This window comes from Hymenobacter setariae (assembly GCF_007713685.1).
Lineage (GTDB): Bacteria > Bacteroidota > Bacteroidia > Cytophagales > Hymenobacteraceae > Hymenobacter > Hymenobacter setariae.
Genome location: NZ_VMRJ01000008.1, coordinates 131,133 through 152,720, shown reverse-complemented (window position 1 = coordinate 152,720; position 21,588 = coordinate 131,133). Strand labels below are relative to the sequence as shown.

Annotated in this window: 20 protein-coding genes; 10 read left to right on the top strand and 10 right to left on the bottom strand. The window is 64.4% G+C overall.

Going from position 1 to position 21,588, the window contains the following annotated elements; translation table 11 throughout:
• Positions 1-3 precede the first annotated feature (3 nt).
• The 4 genes from FNT36_RS24380 to FNT36_RS24365 all read left to right on the top strand — a co-directional run bounded on the left by FNT36_RS24380 (position 4) and on the right by FNT36_RS24365 (position 3,543).
• Positions 4-1,887, top strand: a complete 1,884-nt coding sequence (locus tag FNT36_RS24380; protein ID WP_144853195.1) for a cytochrome c oxidase subunit I — start codon at positions 4-6, stop codon at positions 1,885-1,887.
• A 76-nt stretch (positions 1,888-1,963) separates the two neighbouring features.
• Positions 1,964-2,185 carry a hypothetical protein gene (locus FNT36_RS24375; RefSeq protein WP_144853193.1) on the top strand — a complete coding sequence of 74 codons (222 nt, stop codon included), beginning with the start codon at positions 1,964-1,966 and terminating at the stop codon, positions 2,183-2,185.
• Between the two features lie 3 nt (positions 2,186-2,188).
• Positions 2,189-2,833, top strand: a complete 645-nt coding sequence (locus tag FNT36_RS24370) for a TMEM175 family protein (RefSeq protein WP_144853191.1) — start codon at positions 2,189-2,191, stop codon at positions 2,831-2,833.
• 47 nt (positions 2,834-2,880) lie between these two features.
• Positions 2,881-3,543, top strand: a complete 663-nt coding sequence (locus FNT36_RS24365; RefSeq protein ID WP_144853189.1) for an MBL fold metallo-hydrolase — start codon at positions 2,881-2,883, stop codon at positions 3,541-3,543.
• Positions 3,544-3,574: 31 nt separating this feature from the next.
• Here FNT36_RS24365 and FNT36_RS24360 read toward each other — a convergent pair whose 3' ends face one another.
• Positions 3,575-4,276: a VIT1/CCC1 transporter family protein gene (locus tag FNT36_RS24360; protein ID WP_144853187.1), complete on the bottom strand. Its 702-nt coding sequence runs from the start codon at positions 4,274-4,276 to the stop codon at positions 3,575-3,577.
• Positions 4,277-4,435: 159 nt separating this feature from the next.
• On the opposite strand from FNT36_RS24360, the gene FNT36_RS24355 reads away from it, so the two are divergent.
• The gene (locus tag FNT36_RS24355) at positions 4,436-4,708 is read left to right on the top strand and encodes a DUF202 domain-containing protein (RefSeq protein ID WP_144853185.1); all 273 of its coding nucleotides are present in this window, start codon (positions 4,436-4,438) and stop codon (positions 4,706-4,708) included.
• A gap of 108 nt (positions 4,709-4,816) precedes the next feature.
• Here FNT36_RS24355 and FNT36_RS24350 read toward each other — a convergent pair whose 3' ends face one another.
• The 8 genes from FNT36_RS24350 to FNT36_RS24315 form a co-directional block, all read right to left on the bottom strand.
• On the bottom strand, positions 4,817-6,025 hold the full coding sequence (locus FNT36_RS24350; protein WP_144853183.1) for a sulfite oxidase: 1,209 nt from the start codon (positions 6,023-6,025) through the stop codon (positions 4,817-4,819).
• Between the two features lie 207 nt (positions 6,026-6,232).
• Entirely contained in the window at positions 6,233-7,639 is a 1,407-nt protein-coding gene (locus tag FNT36_RS24345; RefSeq protein WP_144853181.1) for a YncE family protein, read from the bottom strand.
• Positions 7,640-7,729: 90 nt separating this feature from the next.
• Positions 7,730-8,137, bottom strand: coding sequence for a CopM family metallochaperone (gene copM / locus FNT36_RS24340; protein ID WP_198173003.1), 408 nt, complete (start codon positions 8,135-8,137; stop codon positions 7,730-7,732).
• A gap of 114 nt (positions 8,138-8,251) precedes the next feature.
• Complete coding sequence (locus tag FNT36_RS24335; RefSeq protein ID WP_144853179.1) at positions 8,252-9,046, bottom strand: LytR/AlgR family response regulator transcription factor; 795 nt, start codon at positions 9,044-9,046, stop codon at positions 8,252-8,254.
• Complete coding sequence (locus FNT36_RS24330) at positions 9,043-10,158, bottom strand: sensor histidine kinase (RefSeq protein WP_144853177.1); 1,116 nt, start codon at positions 10,156-10,158, stop codon at positions 9,043-9,045. The genes FNT36_RS24335 and FNT36_RS24330 overlap by 4 nt, the downstream gene beginning before the upstream one ends.
• 125 nt (positions 10,159-10,283) lie before the next feature.
• Positions 10,284-11,459 (bottom strand): type II toxin-antitoxin system HipA family toxin, encoded by a 1,176-nt coding sequence (locus tag FNT36_RS24325; RefSeq protein WP_233636201.1) that lies wholly within the window; start codon positions 11,457-11,459, stop codon positions 10,284-10,286.
• Positions 11,460-11,595: 136 nt separating this feature from the next.
• Positions 11,596-11,934, bottom strand: a complete 339-nt coding sequence (locus tag FNT36_RS24320) for a helix-turn-helix transcriptional regulator (protein WP_144853175.1) — start codon at positions 11,932-11,934, stop codon at positions 11,596-11,598.
• A gap of 262 nt (positions 11,935-12,196) precedes the next feature.
• A complete protein-coding gene (locus FNT36_RS24315) occupies positions 12,197-12,850 on the bottom strand; it encodes a PAS domain-containing protein (protein ID WP_144853173.1) in 654 nt (217 codons plus the stop codon).
• Positions 12,851-13,292: 442 nt separating this feature from the next.
• On the opposite strand from FNT36_RS24315, the gene FNT36_RS24310 reads away from it, so the two are divergent.
• The 5 genes from FNT36_RS24310 (at position 13,293) to FNT36_RS24290 (ending at position 20,673) form a co-directional block, all read left to right on the top strand.
• Positions 13,293-13,742, top strand: coding sequence for a helix-turn-helix domain-containing protein (locus FNT36_RS24310; RefSeq protein ID WP_144853171.1), 450 nt, complete (start codon positions 13,293-13,295; stop codon positions 13,740-13,742).
• Between the two features lie 22 nt (positions 13,743-13,764).
• Entirely contained in the window at positions 13,765-14,307 is a 543-nt protein-coding gene (locus tag FNT36_RS24305) for a PIN domain-containing protein (protein ID WP_157569774.1), read from the top strand.
• 176 nt (positions 14,308-14,483) lie between these two features.
• Positions 14,484-14,816 (top strand): DUF6660 family protein, encoded by a 333-nt coding sequence (locus FNT36_RS24300; protein WP_144853167.1) that lies wholly within the window; start codon positions 14,484-14,486, stop codon positions 14,814-14,816.
• 147 nt (positions 14,817-14,963) lie between these two features.
• Positions 14,964-19,442 carry a CusA/CzcA family heavy metal efflux RND transporter gene (locus FNT36_RS24295; protein ID WP_144853165.1) on the top strand — a complete coding sequence of 1,493 codons (4,479 nt, stop codon included), beginning with the start codon at positions 14,964-14,966 and terminating at the stop codon, positions 19,440-19,442.
• Positions 19,443-19,461: 19 nt separating this feature from the next.
• Entirely contained in the window at positions 19,462-20,673 is a 1,212-nt protein-coding gene (locus tag FNT36_RS24290; protein WP_144853163.1) for an efflux RND transporter periplasmic adaptor subunit, read from the top strand.
• 404 nt (positions 20,674-21,077) lie between these two features.
• Here FNT36_RS24290 and FNT36_RS24285 read toward each other — a convergent pair whose 3' ends face one another.
• Positions 21,078-21,512 carry a hypothetical protein gene (locus tag FNT36_RS24285; RefSeq protein ID WP_144853161.1) on the bottom strand — a complete coding sequence of 145 codons (435 nt, stop codon included), beginning with the start codon at positions 21,510-21,512 and terminating at the stop codon, positions 21,078-21,080.
• Positions 21,513-21,588 lie beyond the last annotated feature (76 nt).

Genomic DNA, 21,588 nt, shown 5'->3' with positions numbered 1-21,588 from the left:
GCTATGGCTACTGAGTTCACGGCCTCCTCGCAGGCGCAGGGGGGCATCGGCACGGCCGCCGCCCCGGCCACTACCCACGCCGACCACCTGGCCGGGCCCGACCACCACGAGGCGCAGCACTGGCTGTTCAAGTACGTGTTCAGCCAGGACCACAAGATGATTGCCCGGCAGTTTTTGCTCACGGGCATGTTTTGGGCGCTGGTGGGCGGGGTGCTCTCCACGCTTTTCCGGCTGCAATTGGGCTGGCCCGAGGCCACGCTGGAGTGGCTCAAGCCGCTGCTGGGCAAGTGGATAGAGGGCGGCAAGCTCAACCCCGAGTTTTACCTAGCCCTGGTGACGATGCACGGCACCATCATGCTGTTTTTCGTGCTCACGGCGGGCCTCAGCGGCACGTTTGCCAACCTGCTCATTCCCTTGCAGATTGGGGCCCGCGACATGGCGTCGGGCTTCATGAACATGCTCTCGTACTGGTTCTTTTTCCTGTCAGGGGTCGTCATGTTTACCTCGCTCTTTATCGAAACCGGCCCCGCCGCCTCGGGCTGGACGGTGTACCCGCCGCTCTCGGCCCTGCCGCAGGCCATCGACGGCTCGGGCCTGGGCATGACCCTGTGGCTGGTGAGCATGGTGCTGTTCGTGGTGAGCACGCTGCTGGGCGGCGTCAACTACGTGACCACCGTGCTCAACCTGCGCACCAGAGGCATGAGCATGACCAAGCTGCCGCTCACGGTGTGGGCGCTCTTTATCACGGCTATTCTGGGCATTCTCACGTTTCCGGTGCTGTTTGCGGGTCTGCTGCTGCTGGTGTTCGACCGCTCGTTTGGCACCTCGTTCTACCTCTCTGATATCTACATTGCCGGGCAGGCGCTGCACAACCAGGGCGGCTCGCCCGTGCTGTTTCAGCACTTGTTCTGGTTCTTGGGCCACCCCGAGGTCTACATCGTCATCATGCCGGGCATGGGCATCGTGTCCGAAATCCTGGCTACCAATGCCCGCAAGCCCATTTTCGGCTACCGGGCCATGATTGGCTCGCTCTTCGCCATCCTCATTTTGTCGTTCGCGGTGTGGGGCCACCACATGTTCGTGACGGGCATGAATCCCTTCCTGGGGTCGGTGTTCATGTTTCTGACCCTGATTATCGCCGTGCCCTCGGCCGTGAAAAGCTTCAACTGGATTGCGACGCTCTGGCGGGGCAACATCCGGTTTACGACGGCCATGCTCTTTAGCATCGGGTTCGTGTCGCTCTTCATCGCGGGCGGCCTCACGGGCATCGTGCTGGGCAACGCGGCGCTCGATATTCAGCTGCACAACACGTACTTCGTCATTGCCCACTTTCACCTGGTGATGGGCTCGGCAGCCTTCTTCGGAATGTTTGCCGGGGTGTACCACTGGTTTCCGAAGCTGTTTGGGCGGATGATGGACGAGAAGCTGGGCTACGTGCACTTCTGGCTCACCTTCGTGGGCGTCTACCTCATTTTCATGCCCATGCACTACCTGGGCATTGCCGGCTTCCCGCGCCGCTACTACTCCTGGACGGGCTTCGACGCTTTTTCGCAGTTTGCTGACCTCAACCGGATGATTTCGCTGGCGGCCATCGCCGTGTTCTTCGCGCAGTTTGTTTTCCTGTTCAATTTCTTTTACAGCATGTGGCGGGGCCGCCGCGCCACCCAAAACCCCTGGAATTCCAACACGCTGGAGTGGACCACGCCCATCGACGTGCCGCACGGCAACTGGCCCGGCGAGGTGCCCACCGTGTACCGCTGGCCCTACGACTACAGCAAGCCCGGTGCCGATGCCGACTTCATTCCCCAAACCGTGCCCTACTCCGCCACGCCCGAGTCGAACCTGCTTGGGGAGGAGGTGCAACAGGCCCAGGCCAGCGGCGAGTAGACGCGCCCCAACCCAGTGGCCCGCCCCTGCCGTACACGGCGGGGGCGGGCCCTTTTTTACGCTCTTTCTTACGCTTATGACTTTTTTTCGTCCCCTGGCTGCTGCGGTAGCCCTTGCCGCCCTTAGCCTGCCAGCCGCCGCCCAAAACACGCCCCGCGGCGTGCAGAAGCAGGAGCGGGCCGACCGCAAAATGGACCGCGCCCACACCATCCGGCACGGCGAAAGCCTCAGCAAAGAGCCGAAGCTGGTGCGCCGGGAAGACCGCCGTGACCACCGCCGGGCCAAGCCCCGCCGCTAGCCCGTGGCCCGGCTGCACACCCCGCCCGTGGCCTACACCACCGTGGCGGGCCAGAACCTGCGCCGCATCGAGTCGCTGAGCGACGGCGTGTTCTCCATCGCCATGACCCTGCTCGTGCTCAACCTGCGGGTGCCGGCCGCCGCCCTCGTGCGCACCGAGGCCGACGTGGGGCCGGCCCTGCTGGGGCTGCTGCCCAGCATCGGGGGCTACGTGCTGGGGTTTCTGTCGCTGGGCATCTTCTGGGTGTGCCAGAGCACGCAGTTCACGTACCTGGAGCACAGCGACCGGCGGCTGGCCTGGTGGCACATTGCCTTTCTGCTGGTGGTGGGCCTGCTGCCGTTTTCGACGGCCTTTCTGACCACGCATTTCCCGCTGCGCGGGGCGGTGCTGGTGTACTGGGCCAACCTGCTGCTGGTGGGCGCGGCCCTGCTGGGCAGCTACCGCTACGCCCAGCGCCACAGTCTGCTGCGGGCCGTGGATGCGGCCGTGAGCCAGGCGTTGGTACGGCGCATCGTGCTCATGCAGGTGCTCTACGCGGCGGCGGCGGGATTGTGCTTCGTAAGCGTGTACGCCGGGGCCATCCTGCTGCTGCTGGTGCAGCTCAACTACGCCCTGGGCCTGGTGGCCGACCGCTGGCTGGGCGACTGAACTTACTGGCATTACCCAGCATACCAGGCATTTTTATCCCTACCCCCATGCGCATTACCAAGTACATCCACTCCTGCCTGCTGTTTGAGCTAAACGGCCAGCAACTGCTGTTCGACCCCGGCAAGTTTTCCTTCAACGAGGGGCTGGTGCAGCCCGACGTGTTCAAGGACGTAGCCACGGTCATCATCACCCACGACCACCCCGACCACCTCGACGTGGATGCCCTCCAGCGCATCGTCGAGCTAAGTGGGGCCACCCTTATTTCCAATGGCGAAGTGGCCGCCAAGCTGAAAAAGCAGGGGCTGGCCGTGCAAATCCACGAGGAAGGTCCGCTCGACCTGGGCGCGTTTCAGCTGCAAGCCCTGCCGGTGCGGCACGAGGCCATTCTCGACAGCCCCTTGCCCCAAATGACGGCTTGGCTGGTCAACGGCCGGGTGCTGAACGTGGCCGACTCCTTCGCCGAGAACCTGCTCCAGTTTGCGGGGGTAGAGCTGCTGATACTGCCCGTCACTGCGCCTTTCCTCACGGAACTGGTAGTAGCCGACTTTGCCCTGAAGATGCGGCCCAGGCAGATTTTGCCGGTGCACGACGGGTATATCAAGCCTTTCTTTGTGCAGCAGCGCTACGACAACTACGGACCGTATTTTGAGAAACACGGCATCAAGTTTCTGCGCTTGGCCGAGCCGGGTGCGGCCGTGACGCTGGCGTAGCCACCACCCGCCGGCGAGGCTGTTAGGAGAGCTAACCGCTTGTAAATAGCCGCGCCGCCAGAAAAGCCGCCCCAGCGGCAGCGGCCCCGGTACCGGCCATTTTCAGGGCGCCCGCCACGGGTGGCTGACCGGTGAGGCGGCTGCGGAAGTAGCCAAACGCCAGCAGGCAGCCCAGCGTAATCAGGGCCGACCACAGCAGCCCGTGCTGCGGGGTCGCGGTGAAGAAGTAGGCGCTGAGCGGAATCAGCCCGCCCACGGCGTAGGCCCCGGCAATGGTGAGCGCACTCTTGGGGGCCTGGCGCGGGTCGGGCTCTTCCAGGCCCAGCTCGTACTTCATCATGAAGCGCACCCACTGGGCGGGGTCCTGCACCAGCTCGTCGGTGGCCTGGGCGGCGGTGGCCGCCGAGAGGCCCATACCCACCAGCAGCTCCTGCACCTCCTGGCGCTCGGTGGCGGGCACGGTGCGCACTTCGGCCTGCTCGCGGGCCTGCTCGGCGGCGTAGTGCTCCACCTCGGTGCGGCCGGCCAGGTAGCCGCCCAGGCCCATGGCAATGGAGCCGGCCACGATTTCGGACAGGCCCGCCGTAATAACCAGCCCCGACGACTGCACCGCCCCGCTCAGGCCGGCGGCCAGGGCAAAGGGCACGGTCAGCCCGTCGGAAAGGCCGATAACAATGTCTTGCAGCACGGCCGAGCTGGTCAGGTGCTGCTCGCGGTGAAGGGGGAGGGGCATGGCGGGTGGCAGGGTTAAACAGTGGCAAGCTCGCGCCCAAATTTGAGGGAATCCTGAGGAAATACCAGCGGCGGACACCCCACCTGCCGCCCAGCATAAGCCTGCTACTTTGACCTACTGCGGTTAGCCTCCGTTTCAAAGTCATTTTCTGCCTTCCTTATGCCCGCTTCCACCCCCAAGCCTGCCCTACCACTGTCCGACCGGCTGGCCCTGCAACGCACGCGCCTGGCCAACGAGCGCACCCTGTTTACCTACGTGCGCACCAGCCTAGCGCTGGTGGGCTTTGGCCTGGCGCTGTTGCAGCTGCACCCCGAGCGGGGCGGGCGGCTGGGCTACACGGCGCTGGCCGTAGCGGCCGTGGTGCTGGCGCTGGGCGGGTGGCGCTTTCGGGTGCACCGCCGCCAGCTATTAGCCAGCGAAGCGGCTGGCTAATAGCTGTCTGCTAGCTGCGTGGCGGCCAGGACGCGGACTTGGCAGCCGCAAAAAGGCCCCTGGCGCAGGGTGCGGCAGGGGCCTTCGGCAGGAGTGGCGGCGCGGGCTTTAGGATACGATTACCTCCACGGCCCCGATTTTATTGACCATGTAGGTGCGGCGGTCGGGGTCGTGCGCGGTGGGCTGGGTGTGGCCGGCGCGGTCGGTGGCGCGGGCCTGCAAAGTGTAGCGGCCCGGCGCGGCAGGCGGCGTCCAGCTGAACTCCCAGAAGCGCCAGGCGAAGGGCACGGCGGCTTCGAGGAGCTGGGCGGGCTGCCAGCTGCCGCCGTTGTCGGTGCTGACTTCCACGCGGGTGACCTCGCTCTCGCCGGTCCAGGCCGCGCCGTACACGCGGTAGGGCTGGCCGGCGGGCACTTCTTCGTGCAAGGCGGGGCGGGCTATTTCGGCTTTTACCAGCATTTCCGTCACGGGCGTGAGGGTGGGCAGGCCGCGCTCGCGCTTCCAGTAGGCGTATTCCAGGGTTTGCCAGTAGCCGTCGTAGGGCACGGCGCTGACCATGATTTTGCTGAGCCATTTCACCGAGGCCATGCCGTACCAGCCGGGTACCACCAGCCGCACCGGGAAGCCGTGCTCGGGGGGTAGGGGCTGGCCGTTCATGAGGTAGGCCACCAGCACCTCGGGCTGCCGGGCCTTGGCCAGCGGCAGGCTACGGGCAAAGTGGATGGCGCCCGGCGACTTGGGTTCTTCGGTGACTTCGCCCTGGTCGGTACCTTCGAAGATGATTTCCACGGCCCCCGGCTTCACCCCGGCCCGCTCCAGCAGCGCCGAGAGGGGTACGCCCGTCCAAGTGGCGTTGCCCACGCCGCCCTGCTCCCAAAGCAGGCCCTTGACCTTTGGGGCGAGCCGGGCACGGCCGTTGCCGGCGCATTCCAGGGTAGCCGTCACGGTTTTAGAGGGCATCTTGCGCAGCTCGTCGTAGCTGATTTTTAATAAATTGCGCACCTCGCCCTCGACGCTGAGCTGCCAGCTTGCCGCCGCTATCGTGGGAATGTGGAAGTGGCTGCGCACGTAGAAACGGTTATTGGACACCAGCCGGTCTTCCAGCGTGGGGAAGGGCAATTCCAGGTTCAGCGGCTCTTTCTCGCGGGTGATGAGGCCCGGGAACGTGCCGCGGCCCAGGGCGGCCGGGGGGCTGGCAACAGGCGCGGCGCTGGCCCAGGCCGACGAAGTACCGGCCACGGCCAGGGCCGGTACCAAGCCACTCAAAACGGCCCGGCGGCTCAGACCCTGGCCCGGGGTATGCGTAGTCTTTTCCATAAAGCAGTTCGTAAACAATCCGTAATAGCGCACCACGCGCATCCCGAACGGGAGGCATCGCCTACTAGTACTTCAACGGGGCACGGGCGTCAGCAGTTGGCCGCGGGGCTGATTGGCACCACTTGGGTAGCGCGGCCGGTTTTGCTTGCGTTGTCCACCACGGCAGCCTGGAGGATAAAAGTCCGCATTATGGCCTGAAAAACCCGTCTACTCGCTCACCAGCGCCGGTGGGCCGTCGGTTGCTTTCGGGGCCACCACCACTCGCGTAAATGCCTTGCCGGCCGGGTGCAAATCGCCGCTGGCGATGCGCTGCACGGGGCCGAGCGCCTGGCCCATGGCGCCGCCCTTGGCATCGGTGTGCACGGTGGTGAGGGGATAGTCGCGGGCGTAGGGGGCCTGGGCGGAGTTGGTGAGGAAGATGTCGTAATCGGTATTCGGGGCCAGGGCGCGCAGGTTGAAGGTGGCCAGGTCCACGAGGCCTTCCGAGCGCAGGTTCATGGTGCCGGCGGCAGGGCCGGGGGTAGGGGGGCGCAGGTTGCGGATGACGGTGGGCTGGTCGATGAGCTGCTGGCCGAGGTTGGCCGCGCTGGCCACGCCCGAGGGCACGGCATCGGGCACGTACATCAGGGCCATGGGGGCCTGGCCGACCTTGATTTTGCCCAGCACCCGGTTGGTGGCCGTGCTCACGGCCACGGCCGAATCGCCGTTTTCGAGGCCCACGTACACCCGGCTGCCATCGCCCGCGGGCCAGATGCCGTGCGGATTGGCCCCCACCGCAATGGTCGCCAGCTGCTTGAAGCCCGGCTCGCGGCTGTACACTTTCACCACGTCTTCGCCGCCCACCGTCACGTAGGCCAGCTTGCCGGTGGGCAGGTCCACGGTGGTCACGTGGTTGGTGATGGGGCCGGTAGTTAGTACCCCGCTGATGGTCAGTGTTTTGGTATCGAGCACCGACACCTTGCCCACGTCCTTGTGCGTAAACCAGATTTGCTGGCCGTCCTTGCTGGGGAAGATGTTGGGCGAGAACGGGCTGACGACGGGTATTTTCTTGATAACCTGGTAGGTAGCCACGTCAATCACCGCCAGCTCGGGCGAGAAGCTGGAGCACACGAAGGCCCGCTTGCCATCGGGGCTGAATGCGATTTGGCCCGGCCCGTTGGGCACCTGCACGCGGCGGGTTTCGCGCAGCGTGGCGGCATCAATCACGGAGAGGTAGTCCTCGCCGCGCACCGTCACCCACACTTCCTTGCCATCGGGCCGGAAGGTGGGCTCGTGCGGGGCGCGGCCCACGTACACGCTGCCCTTGATGGCGTTGGTGGCCGTTTCGATAAACGTGACGTTGTTGGAGCCCACCGACACCACGGCCAGCAGCCGATGGTCGGGCGAGGCGCCCAGGCCGTGCACCAGCGCCTGCCCCCGGTAGAGGGCCGACGTTAAATCGGGCTGCGGCTTGCCCAGTATCACCTGGCCCAGCAGCTTATTATCGGCCGGGTCAATGACGGACACCGTGTTGGAAATCTGGTCGGCGGTGTACACCCGGTCGCGGTGGCTCACGGCCTGGGCGCGGGCGGCGGTGCCGGCCAGCAGCAGGGCGGGCAGGAGAAGATATTTCATGGACAATAAGAATGTAGCGTGGACTCTGCAAGTCCGCGCGTAGGGTAATCGGGCAACGCGCGGACTCACAGCGTCCGCGCTACACTCCACCTAGGGCTTGGCCGGGTGCTGCTTGAGCCAGGCCTGCATCTGCTGAATCTCGACCTGCTGCTCGGCGATGATACTCTGGGCCAGGCGGCGCAGGGCCGGGTCCTTGCCGTAGAGTAGCTGCAGGCGGGCCATATCCACGGCCCCTTGGTGGTGCGGTACCATCATGGCCGCAAAGCTGGCGTCGATGTCGGCGGGGCTAGCCCCGTCCATGCGGCGCATGCCTTCGTCCATCACCACCATCACCGAGTCCATGCCGTGCTGGAAGGCGGCCACCGGGCTGCCGGGTTTGGCGGCGGGCATCGCCATGCCGGTCATGCCGGCGTGGCTCATGCCGGCCATGTGGTGCTGGGCCTGAACGGCGGAGGTAGCCCCGAGCAGGAGGCCGAAAAACAGGAGGATATTTTTCACGGGGGTTGGTAGCGTTTGCGTGGTCAAACCTACGGGCTACGTGGCGCGGGCGGTGGGGAGGCGGGGTGGGATGGCCTTATTGGAGGCCGAGTTGGCTTTTTTGGTCCCCGGTAGCTAAGCAAAACGCTTTAAGAACTGCTGAATAGCCGCGTTGTAGCTGCGTGAGGACGTGACGTGCAGCCCATTGGCCATTCGAAACACATACTCGCCGTGCGCCCACGGCTTAAACTCCACAATGTGCTCGGTGTGAATGATAACCGAGCGGTGGATGCGCAGGAAATGGGCCGGGTCGAGGCGCTCGGCCAGCTGGGCCAGGGTGGCCCGCAGGGGGTGGGCGGTCCCGGTCAGGTGCAGCAGCACGCCGCTGCTGGTGGCTTCGAGGTAGCACACGTCGGCGGCGGGCACGAAAAACTGCCGCTCCGGCTGCTTCACCAGGAAGCGGTCCTGGTAGGCGGGCGGCGGGGTAGGGGCGGCCGGGGGCCAGGCGCGGAGCAGGGCCGCCAGGTCGGCCCCGGCGGCGTGGCTGTCGCGCTGGGCTAGCTGCTGCTGCACCCGGCGCACGCAGTCGGCAAAGCGGTCGGGGTCGAGGGGCTTGAGCAGGTAATCGACCGCGTGCAGGCCGAAGGCGGCCACGGCGTACTGGTCGTAGGCGGTCACGAACACCACCAGCGGCAGGGGCTGGCCAGCGGCCCGCAGCTGTTGCAGCACCTGCACCCCGTCGAGGCCGGGCATCTGCACGTCCAGAAACACCACGTCGTAGCCACCGGCTTGTAGGGCAGCCAGGGCCTCGGGGCCGTTGGCACACTCGCCGGCCACGACCAGGGCGGGAAAGTCGGCCAGTAGCTCGCCCAACAAGTGGCGGGCCAGCGGCTCATCATCGACCAGCAGGGTGCGGATGCTCGGGCTCATGCAGGTACGCTAGGTTGGGCGGCCGGCGCGGCGGCCACGAAGGGCAGCGACAGCCGCAGGCAGTAGCCCTGTCCGGGGGCCGTGTCCACGGTCACGGCGTAGTCGGGGCCGTAGCGGGTGGCCAGGCGGCTTTCGAGGTTGCGCAGGCCCAGGCCGCGGGCGGCGGTGTCGGCGGTGCCCCGACCGTTGTCCCGCACCTGCACCAGCAGGCGGGTGCCGGCCCGCCGGGCACTGATGGCCAGCTCGCCCGCCCCCGCTTGCGGGGCCAGGCCGTGGCGCACGGCGTTTTCCACCACCGGCTGCAAGAGCAGGGCGGGCAGCAGCGCGCCCTCGGTGCCGGGGTCGATGTCGTACGCCACGGCCAAGCGGTCGGGGAAGCGGGTTTGCTCGATTGTGAGGTAGAGGCGCGTGAGGTGCAGCTCCTGGGCCAGGGTCACCTCGTGGGCATCGGCGCCGTCGAGCACCAGTCGCAGAAACTGGCTGAGCTGGGCCAGCATCCGGCGGGCCGCCTTCACGTCGGCGCTCATCAAAGCGGATACGGCGTTGAGCGAGTTGAACAGGAAATGGGGCTGAAGCTGCATTTTCAGCGCCTGCAGCTGGGCCTGCACCAGCTGGGTTTCAAGCTGGGCCGCTCGCAGCTGGCCCTCCCGAAACCGCTCGCGGTACTGCACCGCATAGGCAATGCAGAGCAGCATCCAGTAAATGGGCACCCAGTTATTAGCATTGGCCACCACGCTGGCCAGCGAAAAGCCGCCCGGCAGGGCTCCGGCTGCGTCCATCGCCCCGGCATACACGAGGCGATAGGTCAGGGTGAGCCCGTAGCTGGCCGCCGCGTGCGCCAGCAGCTTGGGCAGCCACCGCCGCCGCTCGGTGAGGTCGAAGCGGGCCGCCAGCGCAAACACCACCGGCGTGAGCAGTCCCCAAATCAGCCCGTGCAGCAAGCGCCCGCCCAGCGCCTCACCCCAGTTGGTAGGCGTGCCGGCCGAGAGGTTTTGTACGAAAATCAGCAGCACCATAAAGCCGCTGAACAGCAGCCAGGCCAGCGCAATCACCGGCCCCGCCACCAGGGGCCGGTCGGATTGGTTTGCTGAAAAAGGCCGCTCTGTGCGCATGGGCCAAAGGTAGGGCCAGGGCTAGGGCAACCGGAGAAAGGCCGACCGGAGAAGGATTTTTTGGTAGCCCAAACGGCCTTTTTCGCGTTTGCTACGCGAACAGCTAACTGGTTAAACAGGCTTGCTCAACGTAGTTGCCGGTGCGCCGCGCCAATTTCAGCCACCCGCCCTTCGGCTACGCCGGCAGCGGCGGCAAACGCCGGCCAGTGGGCTACCTGCGCCAGTATCTCATCCACCAGTTCATCTGCCCGGCGCACGTTCATCTCCTTGGCTACTTGGCGCAAATCCGCCCGCGTGAAGTGGTCGCGCTTGCCGTTGACCGATAGCTGGTGCTGCATCAGCCAGCGGTTGCCGGGCTTGTAAGAATACGCCACATCATACGCCGGAGCCAGCTGCCACTGGCCCGCCGCATCCATCAGGAACGAAATATTCTTGGTGTGGTCGTCCTGGTTGCGGGCCACAATGTTGAAGACCATTCGGCGAAACAGCTGCTCGGCGGCCGGGTAGGGCAGGCGCAGTTGGCGTAGCACCTGAAAGGCCTGCTCGTAAGAGTAGGTGGCGGGTTGGTTGTAGTCGAAGTGGCCAAGGGCGCACAGCGTCTGGGCGTGCAGCTTTTCGCCCGTCGCCGTGCGGTCAAAGCGGCGCGTCATGAAGTGTGCCCGCTCATTCTCCTCGTACAGGCGGCACTCCGTCATGTCGAGGCCGCTGGCGATGGCCATGTGGTAATAGGCGTATTCCACCCGCCCAAAATCTTGAGGGTCAGCTACTACCTGGTCACGCACCCCATCCAGCTTCAGCAGCCAGTAGCCGAAGTCTGCCGGGGCCGTCACCTGGCCCGAGCGCACTTCGCCCGTGGCGTCGTTATAGGCAATCAGCGCCTTGGGGCGGGCGCCGCCGGCCGATGTACCCACGGCCAGCAGGGCGGCCAGCGCCTCGGTCGACTCGTGGCGCAGGTTGACGTGCAGGCCTTCCCGCTGGTCAAGCACTTGCTGCGCCAGTTCAACGAGGGCCGCTATTTCGACCGCTTCCGAGCCGGTAGCCGCCCCGCTTTTCAGCGCCGGCTCAAATTCCAGCGCGCCCATGCCCCGGTTGGCCGTGTAGCACAGACGCTCCACCGGCGAAAAGCCTTCGGGGCTGCGGCCTTGCAGGGCCAGCCAGGCATCAATCAACTGGTTGCCAAAGCGGTCGGGTAGCGAATCGGCCAGCAGGCCCGGCAGGCCGTGGAACGTCTCGGGGTTGAGGCGCGGAAAGGCGTACACTGTATCGGCCCCGCGCGTCAGCGGCATTTGTAAAGGCGCCACCTCTAGCCGCGACCGAATGAAGGCGGGCTCGTAGGCGAACGTGGCGCGGGCTCGTAGGCGAACGTGGCGCGGGCCCGGTCGGCATCCCAGCTGACTACCCCTACCGGCTGCCCCCACAGGCGAATAGTGGCCAGCGTTACCATTCGGAAGGGGCGGGCGTAGCGGAGGACGAATCGGCTGGGCCGGAAGCGTGTCGGCGCTGCTTTTTCGCTAAGCGGGCCAGTACCACTGGGTTAAGCTCGGCCTTGGTCACGAGCCCTTCCAGCACATCCAGGTGCTCCAGCGTGCGCAATAGCTGCACAAACGTTAGCAGCGAAGTAGGCCGGCCGTGCTCAATCAGGCTGAGCGTGGCCCGGTCGATGCCCGCCGCCGTAGCCACGGCCTGCTGGGACTGGTTGCGATTGAGCCGAATCTGCCGCAGGCTGGTGCCGACTTCCCGCAGGATGGCCGTATCAGAAAGACTATACCAATTCATGTTGTGTAAACGCAATAAACCGGCCTAAAATCAGTCAGTATGTTGCGTTTACACAACATAAAAGGGGAAATTTTAAGTAAGCGCCGATTCTTGTTTACTGGCCATTATAGACAATTTCCTGCTTCTGGTTGCCTCTCCCAAGGGCCGTGCGGCCCGCGTTGCCATCGGCACCGCGCTGATTGGGGCCGGGCTGGTGCAGGCCCGCAAAAACTGGGGTCTGGCCGCCTTGGGGCTGTTGCCGCTGGCGATGGGTGGTGCCGACCTATGCCTGCTCGCCCCGCTGCAAGGCCTGCCTTTTGATGGTCCCAAGCTGCGTAAAACGCTGGGCCCGGTCCCATATCCGGGCCATGCGCTCATTGGCAAACTCCACCACGTGCGTGGGGCCTTGCAGCAGGGCCAGGGCCAGCGGGGCCTGCTCAAACACCGCCCGCCGCTCGCGCTGCCGGGCTTCGGCCTCGGCGCGAGCGGCCTGCTCGCGGGCCTGGGCCTGGCGCAGGGCCTCTTCCACCGCCGGGCGGGGCTGGTTGTTGGTATCGGTAAAGCTGACGACCAGCAGCGCCCCGCTGCGCCGCGCCGCCAGGTAGAAATAGGCGTCGAGCCCGTCGTGCGGGTAGTTGAGCTGGTGCAGCTGGCCCTCACGCGACCGGAACGCCTGGCAATAGAAGTCGAAGACGCCGGTGGGCGGGGCATCGGGGTAAAGGTCCAGAAACGACTGCTCGGGCCGCTCGGGCAGCTGGAGCATCTGCTGCGCGGCGGCGTTGAGCCGCACGTAGGTAAAGTCCACGATTTCAACTCCGTCGGCCGCGAACACGGGCTGGAAGAAGATAACACCCGTCATCGAGACGTTGAACAGCACTTCCAGCAGGTCGTCGGAAGCCGGCATAGCAGCCGGGTGCGCCGGAGTAAAAGCAGACATAAGGCGCGGAAAACGAGAAATAAGGCACTAAAATACGGCCCCTGAACAGGTGCCTGGCCCAAAAGCAAGCAGCTTGCTTAACAGGTCGATTGGTTAGGTGTTCAAATTTGGAAAGCGTGTCCGCTATTAGCTTGTTTTTGAGGGTACTGCTTTAAAATACGGTTTGCTTTTTATTTCGCCAGCGCCTGGTGAGCGCTCCCGGTAATAGGGAGCACTTCTAGGCGTTTTGGCTCCCATTCATTAGCGGAAGTGCTGTGCTTATTGGGCATTCCCGCGCTTGGCTTGCCCCACCTTTGCCCGACGTAGGGCTTCCCTGTAGACGCTGCTGATAGCCAGCGGCAGCGCGTGAGCCAGGATAGGGCCGGAATTGACTAGTGAAAGCAGAATTTTGTTTCGTTTATTTCGTTTGGCAGGTTTGCACCTGATTCTTTACGCTGCTATTATGAAAGCCATTCTTGAAACCCTATCCTTGCAGGACCAGCGCGTAGCCAGGGATTCTTTGTTTAGCTTCACCCGGGCCATTGCGGCCGAAGGAACGGACCGAGTTAAAATCCGGCTGCCAGGGCGTGACGAGGACATTACCATTCCGCGCAAGGCCCTAGAGCTACTCAGCTTCATTCTGTCGAGCATGGCCGAGGGGAAAGCTATTGCGCTTGTTCCTTCGGCTGCTGAGCTGAGCACGCAGCAGGCTGCCGACATGCTCCACGTTTCCCAGCCCCACTTGGTCAAAATGCTGGAGCAGGGCGTGCTGCCCTTTAAAAAGGTGGGTAGCCATCGGCGGGTGCTGCTGCAAGACCTGTTGCAGTACGAAGCCCAGCAGGCCGAGCAGCGTCGGCAGCAGCTCCGGTTTTTAGCGCAGCAGGCGCAGGAATTGAGTCTGGGCTACGAATGATTCCTTCCCCCGGCTCATTGCCTTGCTGGATGCGTGCGCCCTGTACCCAGCGCCCATCCGGGGCCTGCTCCTACAGCTGGCTTCCTTCGGCTTGTACACGCCCAAATGGACCGCCCGCATCCCGGATGAATGGACGCGCCACCTGCTTAAAAACCGTGCTGACCTCAACGCGGGGCAATTGCAAAAAACTGTCGCGGCACTGCGGGCGGCTTTTCCAGCTGCCGAGGTTAAGCAGGATGAGCCACTCCTTGCCGCGCTGGATTTACCTGACCCGGACGACCGACATATTCTGGCTGCCGCCATGCGGTGCCAGGCCACAATAATCGTCACGGCCAATCTCAAAGATTTTCCGGCGCACCAGCTGGCCCAGTTCGATATCGGGGCCCAGCATCCCGCTGTTATTACCACCAATCTAATCGACCTGAATCCAGAGCCGGCGCGGGTCGCTTTCCGGCAGCAAGTTTCTTTTCTAAAGAATCCGCCCCGAACGGTCACCCAGGTCTTGGACAACTTCCGGCAGGTTCAACTGAAGGCCAGTGCCGATAAACTGGCAGCCCTGCTATAGATGGCTTCGGGGCAAAAGAGCCCGGTCTATAGCAACCAAACCAGACGGCCGGGTCCACATCGGCGCACTCCTTATTATAAGGAGTAAAAAAAGCCCGCGAGGCATTTTCAGGCTGAGTCGGATTTTTCAGAGTTTAGGAACCATAAGACTTACCTCCTTTCCGTACCTTTGCCCCAATGCGCGTCCTGGCTCTACTCTTTGCTCTTTACTTTTCGGTGCTCGGCTGCCTGCCCTGCTCCGATGTGGAGCCGAGCGCCACGCTCGTGCAGGGGACTATCGTGCGGGCCGCGCACCACGACGGAGGCACCTCCCAGGGGGGCATCGATTGGTGCTCGCCTTTGTGCCAGTGCCACTGCTGCGCGGGCTTCGCCATGCCCGCCGTTCCGGCCCTGGCCTTCATCGCCCGGCCGGTAGCGCCCTACTCGGCGCAGCGCTTCAGCGTGCGGAACGTGCCTGCCGTGCAGACCCGCGCCCCGGTCACTCCGTGGCAGCCGCCCCAGGGGGCCTAACCATTTCTTGCTTTCCGGCTCTTGCGGCCGGCCCTGCCAAACGCGGGGCTGGCTGCCGTGCGTTCGCGTGCTATTCACTTGGTAGCCAAGGCTGAGCGCGCCGGAAAGTCTTTCCTATGGTCAGGCTTTTTACTCCCCAGCGGCTTCATGTTCGACCGGCTGATTCATTTCTCCATCCACAATAAACTACTTATCGGGCTGTTGACCCTGGCCCTGGTGGCCTGGGGCGGCTACTCGCTCACGCACCTGCCCATCGACGCGGTGCCCGACATCACCACGAATCAGGTGGTGGTCTACACGGTGGCTCCTTCGCTAGCAGCCGGCGACATCGAGCGGCTCGTGTCCTTTCCCATCGAGCAGAGCGTGGCCACCATTCCTGGCCGCCAGGAGGTGCGCTCGTTCTCGCGCTTCGGCCTCTCGGTCGTAACCATCGTTTTTGAAGATAAAACTGATATTTACTGGGCGCGCCAGCAAGTCAGCGAGCGGCTGTTGGAAGCCGAAAGCCAGATTCCGGCCGGCATCGGGCGGCCCGAGCTGTCGCCGGTTTCCACCGGCCTGGGCGAGGTCTACCAATACCTGGTGCGGGCCGAGCCGGGCTACGAAAAGCAGTACGACGCCCGCGAGCTGCGCACCATTCAGGACTGGATAGTGCGGCGGCAGCTGCTGGGTACGCCCGGCGTGGCCGACGTGAGCAGCTTTGGCGGGCTGCTCAAACAGTACGAAGTAGCCCTGGACCCCCAGCGCCTGCAAGCGGCCGGGGTGACCGTGGACCAGGTGTACCAGGCCGTCAGCCAGGGCAACCAGAACGCGGGCGGGGCCTACATCGACCGCAGTCCCACGGCCTACTATATCCGCACCGAGGGGCTGGCTCAAACCCCGGCCGACATCGGCAACATCGTGGTGCGCACCACCCAAAACGGCCTGCCCGTGCTGGTGCGCGACGTGGCCACCGTGCAGCTGGGCTCAGCCGTGCGCTATGGGGCCATGACCCGCAACCAGGAGGGGGAAGTAACCGGAGGCATCGTGCTCATGCTAAAAGGGGCCAACGCCAACGACGTGATTAGAGCCGTCAAGCAGCGCATGGCCACCATCCGCCAGACGTTGCCAAAGGGGGTAACAGTGGACGTATACCTGGACCGGTCGGAGCTGGTGGGCCGCGCCATTCACACGGTCCAAAAGAACCTGCTCGAAGGCGCGCTCATCGTCGTATTCGTGCTGGTGCTCTTCCTGGGCAACTGGCGGGCCGGGCTGGTGGTGGCCTCGGTCATCCCGTTGGCCATGCTCTTTGCCATCAGCCTGATGCGCCTGTTCGGCGTCTCGGGCAACCTGATGAGTCTCGGGGCCATTGACTTCGGGCTTATTGTGGACGGAGCCGTCATCATCGTCGAGGCCATTGTGCACCGCCTGCACGGCGGCGGGGCCGGGCTGACGGGCCGGCTCTCGGGCGAGCAGATGGACGAGGAAACCTACCAGGCCGCGAGCAAAATCCGCTCCTCGGCCGCCTTCGGGGAAATCATCATCCTTATCGTATACCTGCCCTTGCTGGCGCTGGCCGGCATTGAAGGGCGCATGTTCCGGCCGATGGCCCAGACCGTGGCCTTCGCCATTCTGGGGGCCTTTATCCTCTCGCTTACCTACGTGCCCATGATGTCGGCGCTGGCGCTGAGTCGCAACGCGGACCCGAAAGTCACCATCTCCGACCGGCTGCTGGGCTGGCTTACCCGACGCTACGACCCGCTGGTGGCGGGCGCGCTGCGTCACAAAACCATCGTCCTTGGCTCGGCCGTCGCCCTGTTAGTAGGGGCGTTTCTGCTATTCCGCACCCTGGGCGGGGAATTCATTCCTCAGCTGGCGGAGGGCGATTTCGCAGTGGAGCTGCGCACGTTGCCCGGCTCGTCGCTGGAATACACCGTCGAGAAAAGCCAGCAGGCGGCCGGCATTCTCAAGCGGCAGTTTCCCGATGAGGTCAAGGAAGTAGTGGCCAAAGTCGGCGCGGCCGAGATTCCCACCGACCCCATGCCGGTCGAAGCAGCCGACGTAATGGTTATTCTCCGGCCCCAGGCTAAGTGGAAAAAAGCCGACAACCAAGCCGACCTAGCCGAGCAGATGGCCGCCGCCGTGGGCATCATTCCCGGCGTCACCTTCGGCTTTCAGCAGCCCATCCAGATGCGCTTCAATGAGCTGATTTCGGGCGCTAAGCAGGACGTGGTACTCAAGATTTTCGGCGAAGACCTCACCCAGCTGGCCGACTACGCCCGCCAAGCCGGGGCCGTGGTGCGCCGGGTGCCGGGGGCCGAAGACGTGTACGTGGAGCAGGTCACCGGCCTGCCCCAAATCGTGGTGCGCCTCGACCGCGCCCGCCTGGCTCGCTTCGGGCTGAGCGTGGGCGAAGTAAACCGCACGGTGCAAACCGCCTTCGCTGGCCAGACGGCCGGGCAGGTATTTGAGCAGGAGCGGCGCTACGACTTGGTGCTGCGCCTGCGCAGTGACCTGCGGCGGGACATCAACAGCGTGCGCCAGCTCTTTATCGCAACCCCCACCGGCCAGCAGGTGCCATTGGAGCAGGTGGCCACCGTGGCCTTGGTCGAGGGGCCAAACCAGATTCAGCGCGACGACACCAAGCGCCGGGTATCGGTCGGCTTCAACGTGCGGGGCCGGGACGTGGAAACGGTGGTGCGGGAAGTGCAGCAGCGCTTAGGCCAGCAAGTCCGGTTTGCGCCGGGCTACTACACCACTTACGGCGGGCAGTTCGAGAACCTGCGCGAGGCCACCGACCGGCTCAGCATTGCCGTGCCGGTGGCGCTGGGGCTCATTTTCGTGCTGCTCTTCTTCACGTTCCACTCGGTCAAGCAGGCCCTGCTGATTTTCACGGCCATTCCCCTCTCGGCCATCGGCGGGGTTCTGGCCCTGTGGCTGCGGGGTATGCCGTTCAGCATCCCGGCCGGGGTGGGCTTCATTGCCCTGTTCGGGGTGGCGGTGCTCAACGGCATCGTGCTCATCGGCTACTTCAACCAGCTCAAGGTGGAAGGAGTAACCGACCTGTACGAGCGCATTCGCAAGGGCACGGAGGTGCGGTTGCGGCCGGTGCTGATGACGGCCACGGTCGCCTCCCTGGGTTTTTTACCGATGGCGCTGGCTACCTCGGCGGGGGCGGAAGTGCAGCGGCCCCTGGCCACGGTGGTTATCGGCGGCCTGGTCACGGCCACGCTGCTGACGCTACTGGTGCTGCCAGTGCTGTACGCCCTGAGTGAAAAAGGAGCGACCAAGCCGATGGCACCCCCGGCGAGCACGCCGCGCCCCACTATTGCGCAGACCGTATGCCTACTGCTGGTCATGGGGCTAGCAACCCTGCTGCCGGGCCGGGTGCAGGGTCAGGATGTGCAGCTGCCCCCGGCTGGCTCGCCCCTGAACTCGGCCCAGGCCGTGACGCAGGCCTTGGGCGCGGGGGGCACCGTACAGACCGCCCAGCGGGCCGTGCAGGCGCAACAAGCCTTGCGACGCGGGGCCGTGGATTTCAGTAAAACGACCCTTAACGGCTCGGTCGGCCAGTACAACACCTACCGGGTAGACAATCAGTTTTCCATTGTGCAGCCCTTGGCCCTGCCCGGCGTGTACCGCAACGCGGCGCGGGTAGCGGGGCAACTACTAACTGGGCGGGAATTGCAACTCGCCCAGGCACGGGTAGAACTACGCCGGCAGGTGCGCCTGGCCTACGAGCAGGCCGTGTACGCCCGCCATCGACTGCGCACCCTGCGCGGGCAGGACAGCCTGTACGCGGAGTTTCTGCGGGCGGCCAACCTGCGCTTCAAAACCGGCGAAGTGGCCCGGCTCGAACCCGCCACGGCCCTGGTGCAGCAGGGTGAAACCCGCGTCTTGGTGCGGCAGGCCCGCACGGACTACGCCGTGGCGCGTCGGCAATTGCAAGCCCTGCTCCAACAAGCCGGCCCCGTGACGGTGGCGGACAGTGTGTTGCGCCCCCTAGTGCCAACTGCTGCCGTAGCACTGGATACGGCTACGGCAGCGGCCCCGGCCCTGGCCGATACGGCGTTACTTCAAACCAATCCCCAGGCGCGGGTACTGGCCCAACAGATTCAGGAGCGCCGGGCGGAAACCCGCCTGGAACAAGCGCGGGGGCTACCCGACTTCACGGTGGGGTACTTCAACCAGTCCTTGAAGGGTCCCCAAACTGTCGGCGGTATCGGCGGCACTGAGCGCGATTACGGCCCTGGGGACCGCTTTCAGGGCGTGCAGGCCTCCGTGGGGATGCCCCTGTACCGCCGCCCCCAAAAGGCGCGGGTGCAGGCCGCCCGCTTGCAGGAGCAAACGGCTCAAATCAGCTACGCCCGCTACCGCGCCGAGCTGGCTGGCCGCCTGGATGAGTTGCTGGCCCAGCGCCGCGAGCAGATTGAGCGCCTGCGCTTCTACGAGCAGACGGGCCTGCCGCAAGCGGCCGTGCTTGTGCGCCTTAGCACGCGGGCATTCAAGGCCGGCGAAACCGGCTATGCGGAATATCTGCTCAACCTGGAGCGCGCCCTGCGCCTGCGCACCGACTACCTGAGCGCCCTGCTGGCCCATAACCAAACCGTCATCGAACTGGACGCGCTGCTGGCCGGCGACGCCCAATAATTCAACGCTTTATCACCTGATGCTTCCATCATTCAATCAAGTTACTCCCCTGCTGTTGTCACGACTCGGGCGGGTGGGACTTCCCTTGCTGACCGCGCTGCTGCTTACTGCCTGCGGGTCGGGCGGCAAAGAGAAAACGGCGGAAAAGGCCGAAGCGGCTACTGAAAAACCTGAGGCTGATGCGCCGGCCGATGTCGTGCGCCTGTCGGCCCCTGAGCAGCAGGCCGCGGGCCTGGCGCTGGGCCACCTCGAAGAACGCCCCCTGGGCACTGGCCTGGCCGTCAGCGGCACGCTGGACGTGCCCCCCGAAAGCGCGCTGGCCGTGGCTGCCCCCCTGGGCGGCTTCGTGGAAAGCACGAGTCTGCTGCAAGGCTCGCGGGTGCGCAAGGGGGAGGTACTGGCCATCATCCGCAATCCTGAGTTCGTGCAGCTGCAACAGGACTACCTCGAAGCCACTAGCCGCCTGCGCTACGCCAAAGCCGACCTGGACCGCCAGCGTGAACTCTACCAGCAGGAAGTAGCGCCCCAAAAGAATTTCCAGCGGGCGCAGGCCGAATACGATGCCTTGCGGGTGCAAACCCAGGCCCAGGCCGCCCGGCTGCGGCTGGCCGGCCTGCCGGTCGGGGGCCAGCTCGTGAGCACGGCCGCCGTGCGGGCCCCGCGCAGCGGGTTCGTGCGGGCGGTGAACGTGACGGTAGGCCAAAGCGTGACGGCCGCCGATGCGCTGTTTGAGCTGGTAGACCCCACCCACCTGCACGTCGAGCTATCGGTGTTTGAGAAGGACGTGCCGCGCATTCAGGCCGGCCAGCTCATCCGCTTCGCCCTGCCCAGCGACTCGGCCGCGGGCCGCGAGCGCACGGCCCGCGTCTACCTTATCAGCCGCGCCATCAACGGTCCCGACCGCACGGTGCGGGTGCACGGCCACCTCGACCAGGAGAACGACCCGGCCTTGCTGCCGGGCCTCTACGTGCGGGCTACCATTGAAACGGGCCGCAACACCGTTCCTACCCTGCCCGAGGCGGCCGTGGTACGCTACGCCGGTCAGACGTACGGCTTCATACCGGTTAGCCCGGCCGGCTCCTACCGGATGATAGCCCTGCCTACCGGCCGCAGCGAAGACGGCTATACGGAGGTAAAGCGCCCGGCGAATCTGCCGGCTACCACGACGTTCGTAGTCAAGGGTGCGTATTCGCTGCTGGCCAAGCTCAAGAATACGGCCGACGAAGACTAATCCATTCCGCGCCCGCTCATGCTCGAACTACTCACCGGCACCCTCCTGCTCAGTCTGCTTCACGCCGCTATCCCCAATCACTGGGCTCCGGTGCTGGCCGTGGCGCGGGCTGAACGCTGGCCCCTGCGCCTTCCTTATCTCCCCCAGCGGCTACTGAGTTCGGTAATTTTGCCTCTTTTTATAAATAGCGATAAGCAGGCACTATTAAGGACAGCGTGGCTGGGGCTAGCCAATCAGCACCGTCAAAGCAGTGAAGCGTAGGCCAGCTTCCGACAAAAAGGTCGTTATGATTTAAGTTGGTGTCGACTCAGTTTTCCCAGTTTAATAAGCGCCTTTTTCACGGCGTCGAAGTACCAGGCAGGACTAGTGCTCGAATGAAGAAGCAATAGCTTAAACTTTTTCCCTCACCCAGCTAAAGCAGGGGTAAGATAAGCCACTGCGACAGTACAGGTTATGTACTTCTTATCTGCCAGCTTGAGTGCGCCGACTCGGTGATTACCGCCGAAGTAGATATAGTACTTATCAGTACCGGCAATGTGAGCCAGAGTTATGTTAGAAGTTTTAGCATTCAGAAAGCCGGGCCAATTACGTAGCGCAAAATTGCTGCTTTTCTTCGTGCAGGTGAGCAGGTCTATCCAGCGCACTTTATTGCCATAGCTCGGATGGTCCGTCCCGACAATCTGCGTCACCAGAACGGTTTCCACCCGTTCTTCGCGCAGGATAAACTCATTAGGCACAAACAGCTCCATCTTTTCGAGCGCCCAGGCGGGAATTGCCTGCTGAGGAAACAGCAGGGCGTAATGAGCCTCCGGGGCGAGTTTAGGTGGGTTCGTCATCATAGCAGGAAAGCGCCATTATACCGCTCTGTCAGGTGGGTTTGGGTAAGACGCAGAAGAGAGGATAACCTAGAACATT